General features: G+C 50.8%; 17 protein-coding genes. 2 read left to right on the top strand and 15 right to left on the bottom strand.

Annotation, left to right across the window (positions count from 1 at the left end):
• Positions 1–23: 23 nt before the first annotated feature.
• The 13 genes from ACM9J1_RS10000 to ACM9J1_RS09940 all read right to left on the bottom strand — a co-directional run bounded on the left by ACM9J1_RS10000 (position 24) and on the right by ACM9J1_RS09940 (position 14668).
• Positions 24–1862: a BamA/TamA family outer membrane protein gene (locus ACM9J1_RS10000; RefSeq protein WP_415581898.1), complete on the bottom strand. Its 1839-nt coding sequence runs from the start codon at positions 1860–1862 to the stop codon at positions 24–26.
• A 46-nt stretch (positions 1863–1908) separates the two neighbouring features.
• Positions 1909–4272, bottom strand: coding sequence for a glycosyltransferase (locus tag ACM9J1_RS09995; RefSeq protein WP_415581897.1), 2364 nt, complete (start codon positions 4270–4272; stop codon positions 1909–1911).
• 7 nt (positions 4273–4279) lie between these two features.
• Positions 4280–5290 (bottom strand): glycoside hydrolase family 130 protein, encoded by a 1011-nt coding sequence (locus ACM9J1_RS09990; RefSeq protein ID WP_415581896.1) that lies wholly within the window; start codon positions 5288–5290, stop codon positions 4280–4282.
• Positions 5291–5434: 144 nt separating this feature from the next.
• Entirely contained in the window at positions 5435–6175 is a 741-nt protein-coding gene (locus ACM9J1_RS09985) for an MlaD family protein (protein ID WP_415581895.1), read from the bottom strand.
• A complete protein-coding gene (locus tag ACM9J1_RS09980) occupies positions 6172–6939 on the bottom strand; it encodes an ABC transporter ATP-binding protein (protein WP_415581894.1) in 768 nt (255 codons plus the stop codon). Before ACM9J1_RS09980 ends, ACM9J1_RS09985 begins: the two co-directional genes overlap by 4 nt.
• A 2-nt stretch (positions 6940–6941) precedes the next feature.
• A complete protein-coding gene (locus ACM9J1_RS09975; protein WP_415582113.1) occupies positions 6942–7718 on the bottom strand; it encodes an MlaE family ABC transporter permease in 777 nt (258 codons plus the stop codon).
• 47 nt (positions 7719–7765) lie between these two features.
• Positions 7766–8989: an AI-2E family transporter gene (locus tag ACM9J1_RS09970; RefSeq protein ID WP_415581893.1), complete on the bottom strand. Its 1224-nt coding sequence runs from the start codon at positions 8987–8989 to the stop codon at positions 7766–7768.
• Positions 8990–9149: 160 nt separating this feature from the next.
• Positions 9150–9689, bottom strand: coding sequence for a mechanosensitive ion channel domain-containing protein (locus ACM9J1_RS09965; RefSeq protein WP_415581892.1), 540 nt, complete (start codon positions 9687–9689; stop codon positions 9150–9152).
• Complete coding sequence (locus tag ACM9J1_RS09960; RefSeq protein ID WP_415581891.1) at positions 9686–10270, bottom strand: Maf-like protein; 585 nt, start codon at positions 10268–10270, stop codon at positions 9686–9688. Before ACM9J1_RS09960 ends, ACM9J1_RS09965 begins: the two co-directional genes overlap by 4 nt.
• Positions 10263–11189 carry a geranylgeranylglycerol-phosphate geranylgeranyltransferase gene (locus tag ACM9J1_RS09955; RefSeq protein WP_415581890.1) on the bottom strand — a complete coding sequence of 309 codons (927 nt, stop codon included), beginning with the start codon at positions 11187–11189 and terminating at the stop codon, positions 10263–10265. The genes ACM9J1_RS09960 and ACM9J1_RS09955 overlap by 8 nt, the downstream gene beginning before the upstream one ends.
• A 7-nt stretch (positions 11190–11196) precedes the next feature.
• Entirely contained in the window at positions 11197–11724 is a 528-nt protein-coding gene (locus ACM9J1_RS09950) for a KdsC family phosphatase (RefSeq protein ID WP_415581889.1), read from the bottom strand.
• Positions 11708–12469 carry a Rossmann-like and DUF2520 domain-containing protein gene (locus tag ACM9J1_RS09945; protein WP_415581888.1) on the bottom strand — a complete coding sequence of 254 codons (762 nt, stop codon included), beginning with the start codon at positions 12467–12469 and terminating at the stop codon, positions 11708–11710. Before ACM9J1_RS09945 ends, ACM9J1_RS09950 begins: the two co-directional genes overlap by 17 nt.
• Before the next feature lie 81 nt (positions 12470–12550).
• Positions 12551–14668: a T9SS type B sorting domain-containing protein gene (locus ACM9J1_RS09940; protein ID WP_415581887.1), complete on the bottom strand. Its 2118-nt coding sequence runs from the start codon at positions 14666–14668 to the stop codon at positions 12551–12553.
• Between the two features lie 313 nt (positions 14669–14981).
• Between ACM9J1_RS09940 and ACM9J1_RS09935 the strand changes: the two genes are divergently transcribed.
• Both ACM9J1_RS09935 and ACM9J1_RS09930 read left to right on the top strand, forming a co-directional pair.
• Positions 14982–18137, top strand: a complete 3156-nt coding sequence (locus ACM9J1_RS09935) for a cytochrome c biogenesis protein CcsA (protein WP_415581886.1) — start codon at positions 14982–14984, stop codon at positions 18135–18137.
• Positions 18134–18460, top strand: coding sequence for a hypothetical protein (locus ACM9J1_RS09930; protein ID WP_415581885.1), 327 nt, complete (start codon positions 18134–18136; stop codon positions 18458–18460). The genes ACM9J1_RS09935 and ACM9J1_RS09930 overlap by 4 nt, the downstream gene beginning before the upstream one ends.
• Positions 18461–18506: 46 nt before the next feature.
• On the opposite strand, the gene ACM9J1_RS09925 is transcribed toward ACM9J1_RS09930, so the two are convergent.
• Both ACM9J1_RS09925 and ACM9J1_RS09920 read right to left on the bottom strand, forming a co-directional pair.
• Entirely contained in the window at positions 18507–19304 is a 798-nt protein-coding gene (locus tag ACM9J1_RS09925; protein WP_415581884.1) for an anti-sigma factor, read from the bottom strand.
• Entirely contained in the window at positions 19304–19837 is a 534-nt protein-coding gene (locus ACM9J1_RS09920) for an RNA polymerase sigma factor (protein WP_415581883.1), read from the bottom strand. Before ACM9J1_RS09920 ends, ACM9J1_RS09925 begins: the two co-directional genes overlap by 1 nt.
• Between the last annotated feature and the right edge of the window lie 99 nt (positions 19838–19936).

The following is a 19936-nucleotide window of genomic DNA, read 5'->3' as shown; positions in this document are numbered from 1 at the left end:
TTAAAAATTGCAACATTCGCAGATTATTCATAGCCCACGAGCCGTGGCTTGGCCATATCGAAATCGTTCAGCGAAAAATCCTCGGTACTGAAGGCGTTGGTCTTGAACACATCGGTGCCCGACCCAGGAATACTCGGATAGTAGGCCAATGAAATCTGGAATGAGCTAAAAACCAAGTAGTCGTTGGTGATGATGAAACCGCCGCCCACCTGCGAATACGCCTTGCTCGTCCCGAAGCCTTGTCCCGGACCGGCCAAAAATCCAATCGTATAAATCAGGTACGGGTTGAGTCGGAAACCTGCCAGATTCCATGGCGAATAGCCCTGCGTCTGGAAACTCACCACGAATTTCTTCGTCCCGAACTGTTCCACGGGGTTAAATCCGGGAATGCCGTAATTGCCTTGCAGCGTGAGTTGGTCGCCGCGCGAGGGCAGCCTGTTCACGCCATTCGCAACGCGGACTTTCGCAAATTGCCGCAGCCGCCACGTGCCGCATTCGATCAGGTTGGTAAAGTAGCTTGTCTCGAAGGTCAGCGCCGTTTGTTCGGTGTCGCGTAATGAGCGATGGAAAAACGATCCGAGTTCGATATTGGTATTCAAGTAACCCCATTTGAAGTATTTTCCCCAGGCCGCACGCGCGCCGGCATACACGCGGCTACGGTCATTCTTTTCGCGCCAGCCACCCGTAATCCCAAAGACACGGCCAACAGGAACGTCTTCGACGATGCCGTAGTTGAAGATGTATTTGTCTTCCACGAACTGCCGCGAAGCAATTCCGATTTCGGCCAGATACAGCCGCTGGCCGCTGTAAAAATTGATGCTGTCGTACACGGGCGTTGGGCTTTCCAGATAATCGACGTTGAGGTAGCGCAACGCAGAAATCAGGTTGGTCGTCCGGTCGGTTTCGGAATTTCCCCGGAAAATCTGATAGGCATGCCCAGCCCACAAATCGATGGAATTGTATTTGAAGTTCTGGCGCGCATACTGGTTGGCGATGTCGGGCAACGTATCCCATCGGAAGCGTTGGTCTGCGTACGCACCGGCGGCCCATCGTGCGAAAGGCGAGAAGAACGGCCGCTCAATATTGACGCTTTTCGTGTAATTTCCGCGGGTATCGATGTCGTAGGCGAAATCTGTCCTGATGTATGTATTCTTGATGTTCGGAACGATGTATCGCGCGCCGTAAGCGTCTTCGCCGGTGTTGTATCGCTTCTCATAATTCACCGATGCCTGATGGCCCAATCCGATGAAGTTGCGTTCGGTCAGTTCAAAATCGCCATAGGTGCTCGATCCCGAAAACTCAGGGATCAAACTCCAGGAATCGAGTTCGCGGATGTCGATGTCGACAGAATCCGATTTCGGGGAAATCATCACCGGTTTCACCACGACACGCCGTACAAAACGTTGCCGACGGATCAAACGTTCGGACTCGGCCACCAAAAGTGAATCGAGCGGTTGCCCGCGCTTGAGCAAGATCAGGTTTCTGATCGTGAACGCCTTGGATTTGATGTGCACGCTGTTGCCTACTTTAGACAAGTACCGTCTGGGTTTCACGGCCGTGTCTTTCTCGGAATACCCGAACGGATCGAGTGTCGTAATCTTGATGTTTCGGATGATTTTACCTTCAAACTGGCTGTAGTTGATCTTCGCCACTTTGCGTCGCGTGACCTTGGCCGTCTTTTTCTGCTCTTCGATCGGTTCGAAAATCAAGCCGTGAAGCCATTTCGTAAACCCGCGTTTCTGCGAATAATCCTGGATTTTCTTGTACACGCGCGCCGTATCCTTTTGCGTTTTGTTGTCCTGCGCAAAGGCAAGTTGGCAACAGCAAACCAAGAGTAGGGAAAAGGCAATTCGCTTGTACATCAGGAGCAATAGCTATCGAACCCAAAAATAGGGAATTTCATGGCGGTTACGCACGGAAAGCGTAATTCTCCAACTTCAATTGATAGACTTTGGCCTGGCGGCGCTGCAATCTTCGGCGGTGTTTTTCAAGGCTCAAACGCGCCATCAGGTAACTTACCGTAGATTCTGCGCCTTGGTTCAGGTTGACGCTGTGTTCTTCCAAGCCGTCAAAACAGCCGCCCGTACACGGGTTGTAGATGATTTGGCGCAAATGGTTGCTGCCCAAGAACCAATCGAACGCTTTTTCCATCTTCGCACGGTAACCCACATCATTAAATACATTGTAGAAGTGACGCAAGGCAAGTATGGTGTATGCGACATCGATAGGCTGTTCTCCGAAATGATTTTTCTCGCCGCCGCGCACCAGCCAATTCCGGTTTGAAATCACTTTGATTTCGCCGTCGTCAGCGAAAGTTTCCGCCAATAGGAAATCGAAGGTTTTCTTTGCGACCTCGGCATAAGTCTGTTCTTTCGTGTCGAGATAGGCGAGCAGCAACGCTTCCGGAAGCACGCTGTTCGCGTACGTCAGGTAAGGCTCAAACCATTGCCAGTTTGGCGCTGCCTGCGCGATGTACAATTGCGTTAGCCGGTCGGCCAATTTCTGGATTAAGATGCGGACGGCTTTCGAATCGTTGAACTGGTTGTAATGGTACAATCCCTTGATGGCGAAGGCCATGGCGCGCGGTGAATGTATGTTTTCCACGGCCACCATGGCGCGTTGGATCAAATCTTCTGCTTTGAGGCAAATGTCGTCGGGCAAGATGCGGCCCATCGAGATCGCATAACCGAGCGCCCATACTGCGCGGCCATTGGCGTCTTCGAGATTGCAACCCAGATTGTCGTCCGTGAACACTTTTTTGTCGTCCACGTAATTCAGGAAAGTGCCGTCTGGTTGCTGGCAGAATTGGATGAAATCGATGTATGTCCTGATAAGCGGCAAATCTGTCTGCTCGCCGGTCAAATCGTAATGCATGCACAAGGCGATGAGTGCCCGCGCATTGTCGTCCAGCGTGTAGCCGCTTTCCCGGTCGGGCGCGTTGATCTTCGCGAATTGGAATATCCCGAAATGTGTGGTCATTTTTCGAATATGCTCCAAGTTCAACTCCGGAAGTTTGTGCCGCAGGCTGATCCGCTCCGCGAGCCGTTCGAACAACCGGGCGTGCGCCAGGGCAGCGTTTTCCCACGATGTCGGGACGATTTTGTGCATTGCATTGAGCCGTAAGGTGTGGCGCAGTTGCACATCGAACAACAGTTTGTTGACGGCTTCGGCCAATTGCTTCGGGTTTTCGAAATCGACGATCAGGCCCGAGTCGCCACTCAGGAATTCCTTGGCATGCGGAATCGGTGTGGACACGATGGCGCAACCGCAACTCGCGGCATAAGAAAAAGTACCGCTCACCGCTTGGTTCGGGTCTTTGGACGTGAACAGGTAAATATCGGTCAGTTGTAAGTATTCGAGCAATTCTTCCAATGTTACGTATTTGTTGATGAATCGCACATTCTCGCCCAGATTGAGTTCGGCCACTTTGCCTTCCAACATCTTGCGGTAACTTTCGCCGTCGTTCTTGACGATGCCCGGATGCGTTTTCCCGATGATGAGAAACAAAACGTCGGGTTTTGTGCGGACGATTTCAGGTAAGGCTTCCAGTGTGGTCTCGATGGATTTTCCCGGACCGAGCAAGCCAAAGGTGGACAGGACTTTCCGGTTGCCGATGCCGTATTTTTGTTTGAGGCTTTCCTTGTCTGCGTGCGGCACCAAGTGCGTGCCGTGCGGGATGACGGTGATTTTATCGGGAAGTACGCCGTATTCGCTGCGCAGGATTTCGGCCGAACGTTCGGTCATGACAACAATGGCGTCGGTCAAACGGATGATGTCGTGGACGTGTTGCTTGAAGCCCTCGTCGGCGTTGGGCAAAACCGTGTGGAAGACGACGATTTTCTGTTTTTCGATGTCCTGCAGAAATTCCACGAAGCAATCCTTACAGTCTGCATAAAACCCGAATTCGTGTTGCAGTACGACGAGTTCCACTTTGTCGTCCAGGTTGATGATGTTGGACAAAGACTTGAACGCCGTCGGGTATTGCGTGTTTAGGATGTATTTGACTTCCTTGGGGTATTGGTGCTGCTCGTGGTCGTTTTCCAGCGCGCAGATCTTGATTTTGAATGAATCTTCGAACTTGTCGTTGAGCGCGTGCACCAAGTCTTCGGTATACGTCGCGATGCCACATTCCCGCGGCGGGTAAGACGTCACGAAAAGCAACTGCGGCAATTGGCCGTGCGGATTGTTTTTCGGACGGCGGCGCAACACCGGAAAATACGGGTTGCTGAACAGGATTTTTTTGGACTGCGGAGGCGTAACGGTATTTCTCATCGGTTCGTTAGGTTGTTTTATGGTTTTTCAGCAATTCTTCGGTTAATTGAGACAGGCTTACGGAAGCCACGGCAATTTGCTCATCGGCGGCACCGTAATAAATATACAGTTCGTCGCCCCGGATGATGGTTCCGGTAGGGAAACAAACGTTATTCACTTCGCCGCGTTTTTCCCAGTCGAACTCGGGTTCGAAAAGCGGGTAGGGCAGCCGCGCGATTTCGTTGGTTGGGTCGTCGATGTCCAGTAAAGCGGCGCTTGCTACGTAGATAAAGCCTTCAATCGTATCGCGTACAGAATGGTAAATCACGAGCCAGCCTGAGTTTGTCTCGATGGGCGGACAGCCGCCACCGATATAACTAGTTTCGTGCGACGCTGCAGGATCGAGCACGATGTGTTTCTTGAAATCGAGGAAATATCGTTTCCAGAATTCCGGCGTTAAATCGTTCAGGTCGTCCACCATGACCAGTTGGATGCCCGGCCGGATGCGGTGCAGGAACGCCAATTTCCCGTTGATGCGTCGCGGGAAAAAAATCACATTTTTGTCCCAGAGTACGGTGCTGCATTGGTCAAAACGGAAATACTTCAGGTTAATTTTCCCGCTTTGCGTAACCCAGTTCCTGAAATCCTTATAATTCACTTGCGGGACGACAAGGCCGTATTTCCTGAAATGCTTCAGGTCTTCCGACATCGCCACACAGCCCATGGCCTGATAACCGTCGTAGGCCGTATAACTCAGGTAAAACGTACCGTCTATCTTCACGATCCGCGGGTCTTCCACACCTTGACTGTCACTGGCATTGTCTGGGACGAGCACCGGTTGGTCAAACCTTTCAGATACCGTAGTCGGGTCAGACAAACGGCAATAGCCAATAGTGGAATGGTTTCCGCGACGAACCGCCCGGTAAAACATATGGATCACGCCGTCTTCTTCGATGACCGCCGGATTGAGTACGCCTTCGTTTTCAAACGTTCGGTCTGATTTCGAGAGTAATACGCCTAATTTTCTGACGGTTATCATGGGGTTTCGGGCCAATTCCTTTTTCGTAAAATTGACCATTTCCCCCGGCGAAATCCTTATAGAACTTCGGTGAAAGTTTACAACATTCCGCATTAAAAAATCCGGCCAGTTTCCTGAGCCGGGCTTTTTCCGGGTTAGCGTGAGTTACTTTTTCGAGGCTTTCTTGGCGGCTTCTTTCGCTTTCCGCTCGGCTTCTTCGCGTTGTTTCTTTTCGGCTTTCTCCTTTTTCTTGAAATAACCTTTCAGCAAAAAATTGTGTTTGGCCGCTTCCATATTCTCATCCAGCTTTTTTGAACTGGTCTTTAGGTTGGTCATCGTGGCATCGAGGTTTTTCGCGATTTGTTCGTCGTTGATCAGTCTTCCGAGCGTGCCTTGGCCATTGTTGATTTTGTTCATGATTTCAGACAAGTCTTCAGACATGAGGGCGGCGTTTCCGGCCGTGATTTCGAGTGTCGCCAAGATGGCATCGGTTTCCACAGGTTCGTTCGAGCCGATGACTTGCCCATCGCGCACAGATTTGGCCCCGGCAGTGCCGTTCGAAATCGTGACGAGCCGGTCGCCGATCAATCCTTCAGAGCCAATGCCAGCCTCTGAATCGGCCTTGATGAATTGTTGCACGTCTTTTTTTACGATCATACTCACCTGAACCGTCGTGTCGTTGACGATCCGGATGCCGTCGACCGTTCCTACGTTGATACCAGAGAATCGCACGGAGTTACCGACCTGCAAGCCGCTCACGTTGTTGAAGCGCGTGTGCAAAGTGATGACCGGGTCGAAGAGGTTTTGTTGTTTCCCGATGACGAAAATCGCCGCGACGAACAGCAGCAAGCCAATGGTCACAAAAAGGCCGAGGCGTAATTTGAATTTTGGAGATTGTGTATTCATGGTGTTGTTTTGTTTGTGTTGAAGAAAGCGCTCACGAATGGGTCTTTGTCATTCTCGAATTCATCCAGCGAACCGTCTTTGTACAATTCGCCGTCTTTGAGCATCACGAAGCGGTTGGCCACGGTGCGCGCACATTCAATGTCGTGCGTGATGATGATGGACGAGGTCTTGAATTTCTGCTGGATGTCGTTGATCAGGTGGCTGATTTCGTCCGATGTGATCGGGTCCAAACCGGTCGTCGGTTCGTCATACAGCATGATTTCCGGTTCTACAATGATGGTTCTGGCCAGTCCGATACGTTTGCGCTGTCCGCCCGAGAGCTCAGAGGGCATTTTGTCTATGGCATCCGGAAGCCCGACATTTTCCAGGGCGGCTTCCACTTTTTCCCGGATGTCTTCTTCCTTCAGGTCTTTGCGGATGCGGCGCAACGGAAATTCGAGGTTTTCGCGTACGGTCATCGAATCATACAACGCCGCGCCTTGGAACAAGAACCCGACTTTTTTGCGGATTTCGGCCAAAGGTTTAGCGCCGACGCTCGTGATGTCTTCGCCCAGCACATTGATGTTGCCCGAATCCGGGTTCAATAACCGTACGATGCACTTGATGAGCACCGATTTTCCCGTACCCGATTTCCCGAGCACGACCAGATTTTCCTGCTTGTGCAATTGCAGCGACAGGTTTCTAAGCACCGGGTTGCCGCCGAACCCGATACTCAGGTCTCGGATGTCGATCACCGGTTGTGTATGTGTATCGTTTTTTTTCATCGTTATAGCAAGTCGGTGATTTGAACGGCAATAAGGTCTACGACAATCACCAGTAGCGAAGCCATCACTACAGCTGAATTGGCTGCAATGCCTACGCTTTCGGTACCGCGCCCGGCATGGAAACCTTTGAAGCAGCCCACAAGGCCGATGACCGCGCCGAAGAAAAAAGTCTTGATGACCGCCGGAAGCACGTCCATGAATTCCAAGCTTTTAAACGCCTGGTTGACGAACAGCACCAAGCTGACGTCGCCTTTGATGTTCGCGGCCACCCAACTCCCGAAAATGCCCAGCGCGTCGGCGTACAAAACCAGTACGGGCAACATGAACGTGGCGGCCAAAACGCGCGGTACAATCAGGAATTTGAATGGGTTGGTGGATGATACTTCCATGGCGTCAATCTGTTCGGTGACGCGCATCGAACCCAATTCGGCTCCCATGCTGGACCCGATTTTTCCGGCGCAGATCAGCGCGGTAATGACTGGCCCCATTTCCCGGATGATGGACACCGCGACCATGCCAGGCAACATGCCTTCGGCCCCGAAATCGACCAGGACCGGCCGCGACTGGATCGTCAAGACCAGCCCGATGATGACGCCCGTTACCGAAATCAACCCTAAGGATTTGTTCCCGATCTGGAAGCATTGTTTGAGAAATTCGTGGAATTCAAACCCGCGCGAGAACGTACTGCGGAAGACTTGCGCCAGGAATAAAGAGACATCGGCCACTCCCGTGAGGAAACGGTTCACTTTCGCACCGCTTTTTACGGTCGAGTCTGCCATATCCATAGAGCGCTTTCCGGCGTAATCTTTTATCCTGGTCAGTGTTTTCATGCTTTTGGTTCTTCAGGTTTGTCTGTGTCGGGAATGGTATGGGTTTGCGTTTGCGTGAATTGGATGGTAGGCTGGGCCGCGTCGGCTCCGGCTTCGGTGTCCACAACTATGGTCGATGAGGCATTCCCGTGATGGAACAACGGCAGCTGCACGCTATGCCATTTGAAGGTTTTGGGCATGTCGTCGCCCATGAGATAACCCCAAGGACTGAGCCCGTCGATGCGGTCGAAAATCACCTTGAGTATCGCCAGGAACGGAATCGCGAGGAACATACCCGCAAATCCCGCCAAAGCACCACCGGCAATGATGCCAACGATGGACACGATGGCGTTGATTTCCACTTTAGAACTCACGATCATCGGCACCAGGAAATTGTTGTCGATGAACTGGACGATAACGTTCACCGCAATCACGCCGACGACAATCGTCAAATCCGGGCTGCCGGTAAGCGAGGCCACGATGCTGAGCAATCCGGCGCAAAGGATGCCGATGTACGGAATCAGGTTCAGGATGCCCGTAATCGCACCCAACAATATCGCATATTCCAACCCGACAATCATGAATCCGACCGAAGTCAGCACCGATACGATGATCATTTCAATGAACAATCCGCCGACGTAACTCTGCACGGATACTTTCACTTGCGTCAAAATGTCTTTCAGTTTGGCGTGGTGTTTTTTATCGCAGAGTTTCACCAGGAATTTGATGAAGTGGGTTTGATACAAGAGCAACAGGAACGTGTAAATCAATACCAATACGAGGTTCAGCAAGGTATCAGACAGCGACATCAGCGTTGAACCGATGAGTTGTTTCCCGGTGTCGGCAGCGGTGGTATTCAGGAATTTATTCTGTTCGGTCTTGCTGATCTGAAAGGTATCCCGGACGAGTTCCTGCAGGGTTGAGATGTGGTAATTGAGGTTTCGCTCGATTTTTTCCCAATCGCTCATCATGTCGCTGATTTGCAAGGATACGAAGAAGATGATGCCTGCAAAAAATGCCACAAACAACACGACCGAGGTGAGCGAGGCGATGACGTGCGGGAATCGGAGTTTACGCTCCAGGAAGTTTTTGATGGGTTTAAGCAGGATCGAAAAAAGCAACGCCAGCAATACCGGCGTGATGATGTTCTGCCCGTAAAACAAGATGACCCAAATCGCGATCAGACTGATCAGCACGAAAGACAAGCGGGCGTAAAAAGGGAATTTTAATGTTTCGTTCATGTTTTTTGATTTAGTTTCCTAAAGATAACGCTTTTTGGAGGCGCTTGAGTTATCGCAGGAAACTAAGGCAAAAATGGAACTATTCCACCGCCGGTGCTTTACATCAAATACAAAAAATGTTGTACGATTTTACGGTTTTAATAAGAAAAGGTTGCCCAAATCAATCGGTGAATTCGCGGTCCTCGTGGAAGCCCGGCAAGATGGAAATCCCTTTTTGCAGGAGTAAATTGTTCGGGTACGTAATTACCCGGCCTTCCTTGGTGCGCAAATGCGTGTGGAAGGCGCGGATGTCTTCGATTTCGGCCTCGATCGGGAAATCCTTGTCGTGGATCTGGATGACATCGCCAATCTTGAACGGGAACGAAAACAGCAGGATGATGCCCGAAGTGATGTTGCTCAACAGCGACCATTGCGCGAAGAAAGCGACGCCGATAACCGTCAGCATCGTGGAGAGCGTCGCAAAAATATACTCGGTCTTGACGCCCCAGATGATGATCAGTGCGATCAGCCCGAGGGAATTCAGCACCATGAACGTGTATTTGATGACCAGATTCGTGCGGTGTTCCAAAATTTCGCTCGTGCGCGCATACCGGCGGATGAGTTTGGCCGATACCATGCGCAACACCATAATAGTTGCGATGACGACAATCGTGGCCACCGTTTCCTGAAAATAGCCGTCGAGTTGGAGGAAGTTCTTCATGGTTTGAAATTGTTGAGATACGCATATACTTTGTCTACGGGCATTCCCATGACGTTGGCGTACGAACCTTCTATCTTGCGGACGCCCACGAGCCCGATCCAATCCTGGATGCCGTATGCGCCGGCTTTATCGTACGGCTTGCAGGCGTCGAGATAATAGGCGATTTCACCGTCGGTCAAAGGATTGAACGTCACTTTGGTCACGTCGCTGATGGTTTCGGTCTTGGCCGACGTCTTGAAACACACCGACGTAAAGACCTGATGCGTGGCGCCAGACAATGACCGGAGTATGGCCACGGCGTCGTCGTAATCTTTGGGTTTCCCCAGCGCCTGCCCATTGTGCCAGACGAGCGTGTCGCTGGTGACGAGGATTTCGCCGTGTGGCAAGTCATCAAACGCATCGGCTTTTAACCGGGCGAGATAATCCGTGATTTCGGCGGCTTTCAATTCGGGTGGAAAAACCTCTTCTATTTCCCTGAGCCTGATTTCGAAATCCAATCCTAAATCCCTGAAAAATTGCTGACGCCTCGGTGAACCCGAAGCGAGAATGATTTTATACGGGGCGATTTTTCGGTTAAGCATGGCACTTAAGATTATAGGTAAGAACCGCCACCGACAAAATGCCGAAAAGCAGCACCAATTTCAACACCACCGACAAATGATGAAAGTCTTTTTGCGTCTTGGCCGAAAACATCTTTACCGTGAAATACACCAGCGGCGCCACAACCAACGCCAGGGCGTAGCCGGCAATGAGGAACAAATCGAACGAAAAGAAATACGTATAGACGTAATACCCCAAAATCCCGATCGGAAGCAGGCTCAGCCAAAACACCAGAATAGATGTTCTTGCCACGCCGAGCACGATCGGTAAGGTTTTCATGCCTTGGTTGTAATCGCCGTTGACGTCTTCGAGGTCTTTCACGATTTCACGAAGGAAGTTGATGATGAACGCGAAAATCGCATAGTCGATCACCACGCCATACACCAAGCCCATGGCCGCGCGGTTGTCTGGCGTCACGACCGGATACATGTCGAAAATCCCGATGATCAATACGCTTACCGACAGCAGCAGAGCCACGATGAAGTTCCCAATCAGCAAATTCTGTTTCAGGCTCGTGGCGTACATATACAACACCATGACGATCGAGATGAAAATCATCGCGAATGACCATTTGTCGATCACAAACGACAGGTAAGCGCCCGCCGCCACGCCGATGCCGTTCAACGCGAAATAGTAGTTGTACGCCGTAGCTTCCGAAATGGATTCCCCAACAACTACGCGGTGCGGCTTATTCTCAAGGTCGGTGTCGCGGTCGTGGATGTTGTTGATGAGGTAGCCCGCGGCTGCAATGGAAACCGTAGCAAGCACCAATAGCGCAAACTGCCAGTCCTTGAGCGCCAGCGGGATGTTGTACCATTGCAGGAAACCGTATCTGAAAACCACTTGCATCAAGGCAAGCATCAATAAATTCTGGTAGCGGATCAGTCGTAAAAAGTCCATCAAAAAATCAATCGTATTTGGCGTTAAAATATTTCAACCATTTGTGTTGCACCTTCATCACTTGCTCGATCACGTCGCGTACGGCACCGCGGCCGCCGGTTTTGTGCGACACATATTTGGAAATCGACTTGATTTCCGGCGCGGCATCCTGCGGACACGTGGGCAACCCAACGCGTTGCATCACGTGGTAATCGGGAATGTCATCGCCCATATACAACACTTGTTCAGGCTGGATATTGTATGCCTTGATGTAATTCTCGAAAAGGGCGACTTTATCCGGCGCGCCCAGGTATATTTCCGTGATGCCGAGGTTTTCGAGCCTGATCCGGACGCCGTCGTTGCTGCCGCCGGAAATGACACACACATGGTAGCCGCTGTCCACGGCCGCTTTCATGGCGTAACCGTCGCGGATGTTCATCACGCGCAACAATTCGCCGCTGGAAGTCACGTGTACCGAACTGTCGGTGAGAACGCCGTCCACATCAAAAATGAACGTCGTGATGCCGTTCATGAGTTCTTTATAACTTTTTCCCATGCTGGATGATCGATTGGGTTAGGGTTTCGTATAATGTTTTGCGTTGTGCATCATGCAGGAAAGCCAAATGCGTGTCAATCGTTGTGGTATCGTTTCGCGCAGCCGGCCCGGTCTGGGCTTGCTGGGGCGAAAGTAACCTTATTTTATTGGCCGTCTCGGCAATCAGCGGTTTGAGCAGGTCGAAATCCAACTGGTTTTCGCGACAGATGTCGTTCCCGATGGCATACAAGTGATTGACAAAATTGCACACGAAAACAGCAGCCACATGCAAAGCCTTGCGCTGCGACGAATCGATGGTTTGCACCACGCCCGAAATCGCCGAAGCGGCTTGGGTCAGCAACGCATAATCAGTTTCATGCATGGCTTCAATACAAATCGGTATTTCCTTGAAATTGACCGGCTTATTTTTAGTAAAGGTTTGCAGCGGATAAAACACGGCGCTCCGGTTTTTGCCGTCGATGACATCAATCGAGACGCTTCCTGAAGTATGCGCGACGCACTTCCCAGAAAACGGCAAATCCGCTGAAACTTCCTTGATGGCGCCGTCGGTGACCGAGATAATGTACAGGTCCGCATCCACAAGATTCTTCAAATCGCTGGTGATTTTCTCCTCGGGCACCAGATGCGCCACCTTTGATTTGTCGCGGGCAAAAACCTGTACCAGTTCAGTGGCTTCGGCGGCCTCAAAAGCCGCAATGAGATGTTGCGCCACGTTGCCCGAACCAATAATGCAGACTTTTACCATGGCGTAAAATTAAAAAAAACGACCGCGAATTCACGAATTAAGTTGGGTAATTCGTGAATTCGCGGTGTATCGTTTTAAAGATTATCGTTTTAGGGAAAAATGACCGCGGTATTCTTCGATGTTTTCGCCGGAGAGCACGAACCAATAGTCGTCGGAAGGCAAATCGCGCCCGGCGAACGTGCCGTTCCAATTGTTGTCGCTTTCGGTGATGGTTTTCAGCAAGCGGCCGTAGCGGTCAAAAATCTGGATTTTGTATTGTGGCGTCCCGATGCTGGCCTTCACTTCCCAAGCATCGTTATAACCGTCGCCGTTCGGGGTGAAAAATTTCGGGAAAATGTCGTAATCTGCGGTGTCGTTGCACTTTTCAACCAGCAACTTGAACGACACGATTTCGTGGCATCCGCCAGCGCCGGTAATCCTGGCATAAAGCGTTTGGTTAATGGCCGTATTGGCGTATTCGCCCGAAACCGGGTTGTCCTGATTTTGGGCATCTTCTTCAGACTCGTAGTATTTTACGGTACAATTGGCAGGTTGCCCAGACAGGATTTCAGCCGTTTGCGCATCTAGGTCGAAGGTGGCGCGCGCATCGCGGATCAGGCCGTCACAAGCGGTCAGGTCTGAAGGTGTTACCGCAACCGGTTTTTCGAATGCGGCCAGCGCGAAGTGTGCGATCGCGCTGCATCCGCCCGGTGCGAGGCTTTTGATGCTGGCGTACAACGTCACCGAACCGGCGCTCAACACATAGTTGTCAGGCAACGGATTGACGAAGTTCTCGGCATCAGCCAACGATGCGAAATACGTAACGCTGAAATCTGTCGGTGACTGCCCGCCCAGTAACGCCGCCGTGTTGGACGACAACGAATAATCCTGCGATCCATCGACACAAAAAGTCTGCGTCGCGATTTGCGTGACCATCGGTGCAGCACCAATGGTGATTTCTTTCGTCCGGGAAATCGAGCCGCCGTTGTACGATGCGGTAACGGTTACTGTATAGGTGCCGGCATTGTAATGGTGCGATGGCGTGGCTTGGTTCGATACGGCTGATGCGTCGCCGAAGTTCCAAGATAAGGCCGTCGGCGTAAACGAAGCCTCGAAAGCAAAACCCGTATTCGCGCCGGCGCAGAGGTCATCAGCCGACACTTTGGTGTACAAATACGATTGGTTGAACGATGGCAATCCGAGCATGCACAAGCGACCACCCAGATCGAAACTATTGATGGTCAGGTTGCAGCCTGTACTGATTTTGTCTGGATTGTTGATGACCGACAGTTTGTCGTTTTCGGCCATGGCGATGTAGATTTTTCCGTTCGGCGCCAATTGCAGTGCACCCGGGCTTTGCGGAAGTGTCGCCAGCAGGATTTTGGAGTCGGCGATGTTGTCTGCCGTCAGGTCAAACTGGAGGATTTTCTTTTCTTCTACCGCCGACACGTAAAGTATTGTATTGTCGGGAGAGAATTCCGCACCATAAACGCTGGTGTCGTTGATCAATTCGCGGGCGTTGGTCACTTGACCCGTTGTCGTGTTGAAATCGAACAATTCGGCCTTGTTCAGGAAGGTGTGGCAGGCGACTATTTTAGTCCCGTCGGGCGAGACTTTCAGATACCCGATCGCGTTGGCATGGTCTGTATCCGCTGGGATTTCGCAGCCAACAGTGCTCGTAACCTGGATTGGACTCAAGCCTGACGCCGTGACTTGCACCGCGTAAAAGGCGTTGCTGTTGTAAAGGTGTGTTACGATCCAGACGTCTTGCCCATTGGCGTGACGGATGACCGACACTTTTTCGCAGACCGAATTATTCAGCAAGATGTTCTTGGCCGTGACTTCACCCCAGCCGCCGTTGGCCGCGGTATCCACAATAGAGTAGCGGAAGCCGCCGTCGGTCTCGAATGGGTTGGTCGTAAAGATGTAATAGATATTTTCGGTGCCGGGTTTCTTGACGATCACTGCGGCCTGTGCGCTCGAGAAATCGCCGAACAATCCTGCGCCATTGGGCATGGTCACATGGAATTTGTTCCAGACCGTCATGCCATTCGTGTAGAACAACAAATTGCCTTGGGCGTCGCTGATGCTGGTAGAACCTTCTACGGCGTTGAGTTGTCCGTCAAAAACAGGTACGGGATTACCGGCTGAAAAATCCAGGCCGGCTTTGTTGCCGAAATACCAACGGTTGGTTTCTCCCTGGCCGTAGGCGGCTGTCATTATTAGGGAGACGATAAGCGGTTTTAAGATGGAGTAGAGCTGTTTCAAATGAGGGGCGTTTTTGAATTGCATTTCCAGTGACCAAAAGTATTTATTGCCTATAAAGCCCTACTATTTTCTAGACAATCTGCATACATACTCGATAAACTACAGGTTTTGATGCATTTTACCGATGGTTTTGAGGCGGAATCCTAGCATCGTGTGGGTTCAGATCGCTTAAAAATCGATTAAATTCGTGGGTTTTAACAGCAGGGGAAACCAACATTTTTGCCTACTTTTGCCTAACTTTTTTAGAACACAAATTCCCCGCAACATGCTCAAGAAAATAGGCGCGTTCTTTTTTTCGACCCGATTGATGGCTTTCCTGTTTATTGCTTACGCCGCCGCCATGGCGCTGGGCACGTTCATCGAAAACGACTACAACACCGCCACGGCACGCATCCTGATTTACAACGCTTGGTGGTTTGAGGCCATCATGTTGCTTTTTCTGGTAAACTTCATTGGCAACATCAAGCGCTATGATTTATTGAACAAGAAGAATTGGGCTACCTTGAGTTTGCACGTGGCGTTCATCTTCATCTTAATTGGAGCGGGCATTACCCGATACATCAGTTATGAAGGCATGATGCCGATCCGGGAAGGCGAAGCGTCGAACCAGATTTTTTCCGAGAAGCCTTATCTTTCTGTGTTGGTCGATGGACAATACAAAGGCGAATTGCGCCGTCGTTCGTTTGAAGAGCCGTTGTTGCTCTCGATGGCCACGCACAATGATTTCAAGATGTCCGAGGAATTTGCCGATATTCCGTTTACGATTGAATACAAGGACTTCATCATGGGCGCGACAGAAGCCGTGCAGCCCGATCCTAAAGGCGTACTGTTCCTGAAAATGGTGGAATCCGGAGGCGGCACGCGTCACGAACATTTCCTCATGGAAGGCGAAGTCGTCAACATCCATAACCTACTTTTTGCACTGAACAAACCCACGAAAGGCGCCGTCAATATTACAGCCGTCGGCGACAAATACACCATCGACACGCCGTTTGAAGGCATGTTCATGCGCATGGCCGACCAATTCCGTGGCCGCGTGGCGAAAGATTCCGTGCAACCGCTGATGATGCGGTCGCTTTACAACGTTGGCGGCGCACAATTCGTTTTCCCGGAATTGCCGGTCAAAGGAAAAAAAGTGCTCAAATCCAACGGCGATTGGAAAGAGAAGAATGGCGAAGATGCACTTGTGGTAACGGTAACTTCCGAAGGAAAGTCCAAGACCGTGACGCTCAAAGGCGCGCGTGGCAAGGCTGGCGAACCTTTCATCTTCAAGCAGGGCAACCTCGAATATACACTCGCCTACGGCAGTAAGGTGTATCAATTGCCGTTCGATGTCAAGCTCAATGATTTCATCGCCTCGAAATATCCCGGTACCGAAAAAAGCTATTCGGCCTTTGAAAGCCGTGTGACCGTATTGGACGGCAAGGACAAGTTCGATGCAAGGATTTACATGAACCACGTGCTGGACCACAAAGGTTACCGTTTTTTCCAAGCGTCGTTCGACCCGGACGAAAAAGGAACGGTACTTTCCGTAAACCACGATTTCTGGGGAACGAACATCACTTATGCAGGTTATTTCCTGCTGTTCTTCGGGCTGATGGCAATCTTGTTCACGAAACATTCCCGTTTTGCCGACCTGAAGCGCAAACTAGAAAAGGTCAAGGAAAAGAAAGCCAGCCTTTTGACGATGCTTTTGCTGCTGATCGGGCTCAACGTCTTTGGGCAACAAACGCCACACGGGCACGGCGCGGCGATGCAGAAACCGCCTAAACCAACCGATGCACAAATTGACGAATTCCTGGAAAAGACGAAGATCGATGCCGGCCACGCGGCCAAATTCGGGCGTATGGTCATCCAGGACGAAGGCGGGCGTATGAAGCCCGTGAATACCTTTTCATCCGAATTGCTTCGGAAAGTCAGCAAGAATGACCAGTTTCGCGGTATGAATTCGGATCAGGTGTTGCTCTCGATGCTGCAATTCCGCGATGCATGGCTACAGATTCCGATCATGTACGTCAAGAAAGACAATGACAGTTTGCGCGGCATGCTGGGCATCGGCGACCAGAAATATGCACCGTTCCTGAGTTTTTTCGACGATCAATTCAATTACAAGCTCGAACCTTTTCTCGATGCGGCGTATAAAGCGCCGGTGCCGAACCAGTTCCAGAAAGACATCATCGACGCCGACCGCAAAGTTAACCTGATGAATTCAGCCTTGACCGGCGGTATCCTGAAGGTTTTTCCGGTTCCGGATGACAAGAACAACAAATGGGTGTCGTATATGGAACTCGAGAAAATCCCGCTCACCGGCCGCGACACGCTCGTGAAAAGGTTGTTGCCGGTGTATATGGCATCGCTATCGCAGTCCATCCAAAGCAAAGATTATTCGATGACCGATGTGTATCTGGACGGCATCAACAAATTCCAGAAAAAATTCGGGTATAAAGTCATGCCGTCGGAACAAAAAATCGACTCTGAAATCCTATACAACAAATACGACGTCTTCAAGAAGCTGTATTATTTGTATATGATTACCGGCGTGCTGATGCTGCTTTTGACGATTGTCAACATCTTCGTGAACAAACCCGTCATGCGGTTCATCATCACGGGTTTCCACATTTTGATCGGGTCGTTATTCGCCTTGCACACCTTGGGCTTGATGGCCCGTTGGTACATTTCGGGCCACGCGCCGTGGTCTGATGCTTACGAATCCATGATTTATGTGGCTTGGGCGACGATGTTCTTTACATTGGCTTTCGACCGAAAATCAAAACTGACAGTGGCTTCCGGTACGTTCGTGGCGTCGATGATCCTGATGATTGCGCACTGGAACTGGATGGATCCGGCCATCGCGAACCTACAGCCGGTCTTGAATTCGTACTGGTTGATGATCCACGTGGCGGTCATCGTGGCGAGTTACGGGCCGTTTACCCTGGGCATGGTGTTGGGCGCGGTATCGCTCATCCTGATGCTGTTCGTGAACGACAAGAACCGCGAAAAAATGGACCTTCACATCAAGGAGATCACCTATATCAATGAAATGGCCTTGACCATCGGTTTGGTCATGCTCACCATCGGGAACTTCCTGGGCGGCCAATGGGCCAACGAAAGCTGGGGCCGTTACTGGGGTTGGGATCCGAAGGAAACCTGGGCGCTCATTTCCATCATGGTCTATGCGTTCGTGATCCACGCACGCTTGGTGCCGGCTTTGCGCGGGCGCTGGACGTTCAACTTCATGTCGGTCGTTGCATACTATTCCATTTTGATGACCTATTTCGGGGTGAATTTCTACCTCTCCGGATTGCATTCCTACGCCAGTGGCGATAAAGTGGTAACCCCGACGTTCATCTACGTGTCGGTGGCGTGCGTCTTCATTTTGGGTGCGGTTTCATTCTGGCGTGAACGCAAAACGAAAAAATGATGGATTTTCAACCCGCACCAAAACCAGAAGTGAAGCCATTGGCCATAGTAGGGTTGGTGCTGGCCGGTTTGCCGCTCCTGATTTATCCGTTCGTGTTGTTGGCCAATATCATGTCCTTGGCCGGACACCGGTCGCCCGATACCTCACTCTGGATGACATTCATCTCGAGTTTGTTCCTGATTTTATCCACACTGTATCCCGTACCTTACCTGATTGGCTTGATTGGGTATTGGCGCACGCGGCGCAATATTTACGCGGCGTTGCCTTGTCTGTATGGCGTTCTGGTGCTGGCCATCATGGCGCTATGGATGTGTTCGGAATAAAAAAAGCCCAGTGTTACTGAGCTTTCGTTATTTGTAAAAAGAATGGCTAAACCTTTCCTAACACATACAATTGTTCCATGGTAGGCGATGGGCTACCGCCGGCGGGTTCGAGTGTAATCCCGAAGGCTTCCGCGTCGGCCGTGGTAGACACCGTGAAGATTTTGTGCGTGTCGGCGGTGAAGTTTTCCAGCAATCCGATGCTTGACGGCGTAAGTTGCGGCTGCAATTTAAGCGACCAGACCTGATAGACTTTTCCTTCCGGCGGCTCGGGAAGTCCCGAAGCATCCACGTACACGGCCTGCGTTTCTTTGTTCCAATAAATCTTGGCGACGGCATCCGGCGCAGCGGTTTGCCCGGCGAGCGGTACAATCGTGTTTTTGCCGTCGCGGACAATGGCCAGAATGGTTTCCGTGCCTTTGTTACGCGTGTCCAGTAAGTTGATCGAATCTTTCAGTTTCTTGTTCTGGTTGTCGATGTTGACGATGTCCATGTTGGCCTTGTTCCATTGCATGAAAGCGTAGCCGCCGCCGGCCAACAGCAGGATTGCAGCTGCCCAGCCCGTCCATGCCGCCCAATTGGTTCGGCGTTCGAGTTTGACTACCGGCGTTTCCGGTTTGTATTTCAGTTCGAGGCGTTGCTTGATCTTCTCGAAATTCTCGGCCGATAGGTAAGGCGAGAAGCTCGTGGACAAATCGACAATGGCTTTTTCTATCGCCACGATTTCCTCGTTAACTTCCTGATGCTCCCGGGCCATTTTGGCGACTTCTTCATTTTGCGCGTCGTCGAGCAAGCCGTACACGTACAGTTCCAAAATGCCCGATGCGATGTATTCCCGTGGTTCCATTAATTAACTTGTAAATAGTTGCGTAAATCGTTGATGCAATTGCGGTTTTGCGTTTTTACCGTGCCGAGCGGTATTTCCAGTTCATCCGACGCTTCCTGCTGGGTATAACCTCTGAAAAAGAGCAGTTCGATCAATTGGATGCATTTTGGCTTGAGTTTCTTCACGAATTCCCTGATGCCGATTACGTCGATCATATTGGTCGTCCGGCTGTTGTCATCGAGCAGATGTACGAAATTGTCCGCCGACAGGTTTTTCTTGGTGTTGTTAAAACCTTTTGAACGCAACTTGTCAATGGCGGCATTCCTGGCGATGTTGAGGATCCAGGTGTAGAAACGGCCTTTGGATTCATTATACGAATCGATGTTCTTCCAAATCTTCACGAAGGTTTCCTGCAGGACGTCTTCGGCTTCTTCATGCTCGCGGATGAAATTGGAAATCACGGCGAAAAGGCTTTTCGAATACATATTATACAAATGCGTAATTGCTTTTTCATCCTGGTTGCGGATGAGTACGAGCAAATCGTCCTGTGTCATAAGCTTGTGTTTTCCACAAACATATTAAAATATTCTTGATAACTTATTATAGCGATAATCTCAATAAACCAATCGTTTAGTACATTGTTCCCGCAAATG

The sequence above is a fragment of the Flavobacterium longum genome (genome assembly GCF_965137575.1).
Lineage (GTDB): Bacteria > Bacteroidota > Bacteroidia > Flavobacteriales > Flavobacteriaceae > Flavobacterium > Flavobacterium longum.
This window is presented reverse-complemented; position numbering and strand designations above follow the sequence as displayed.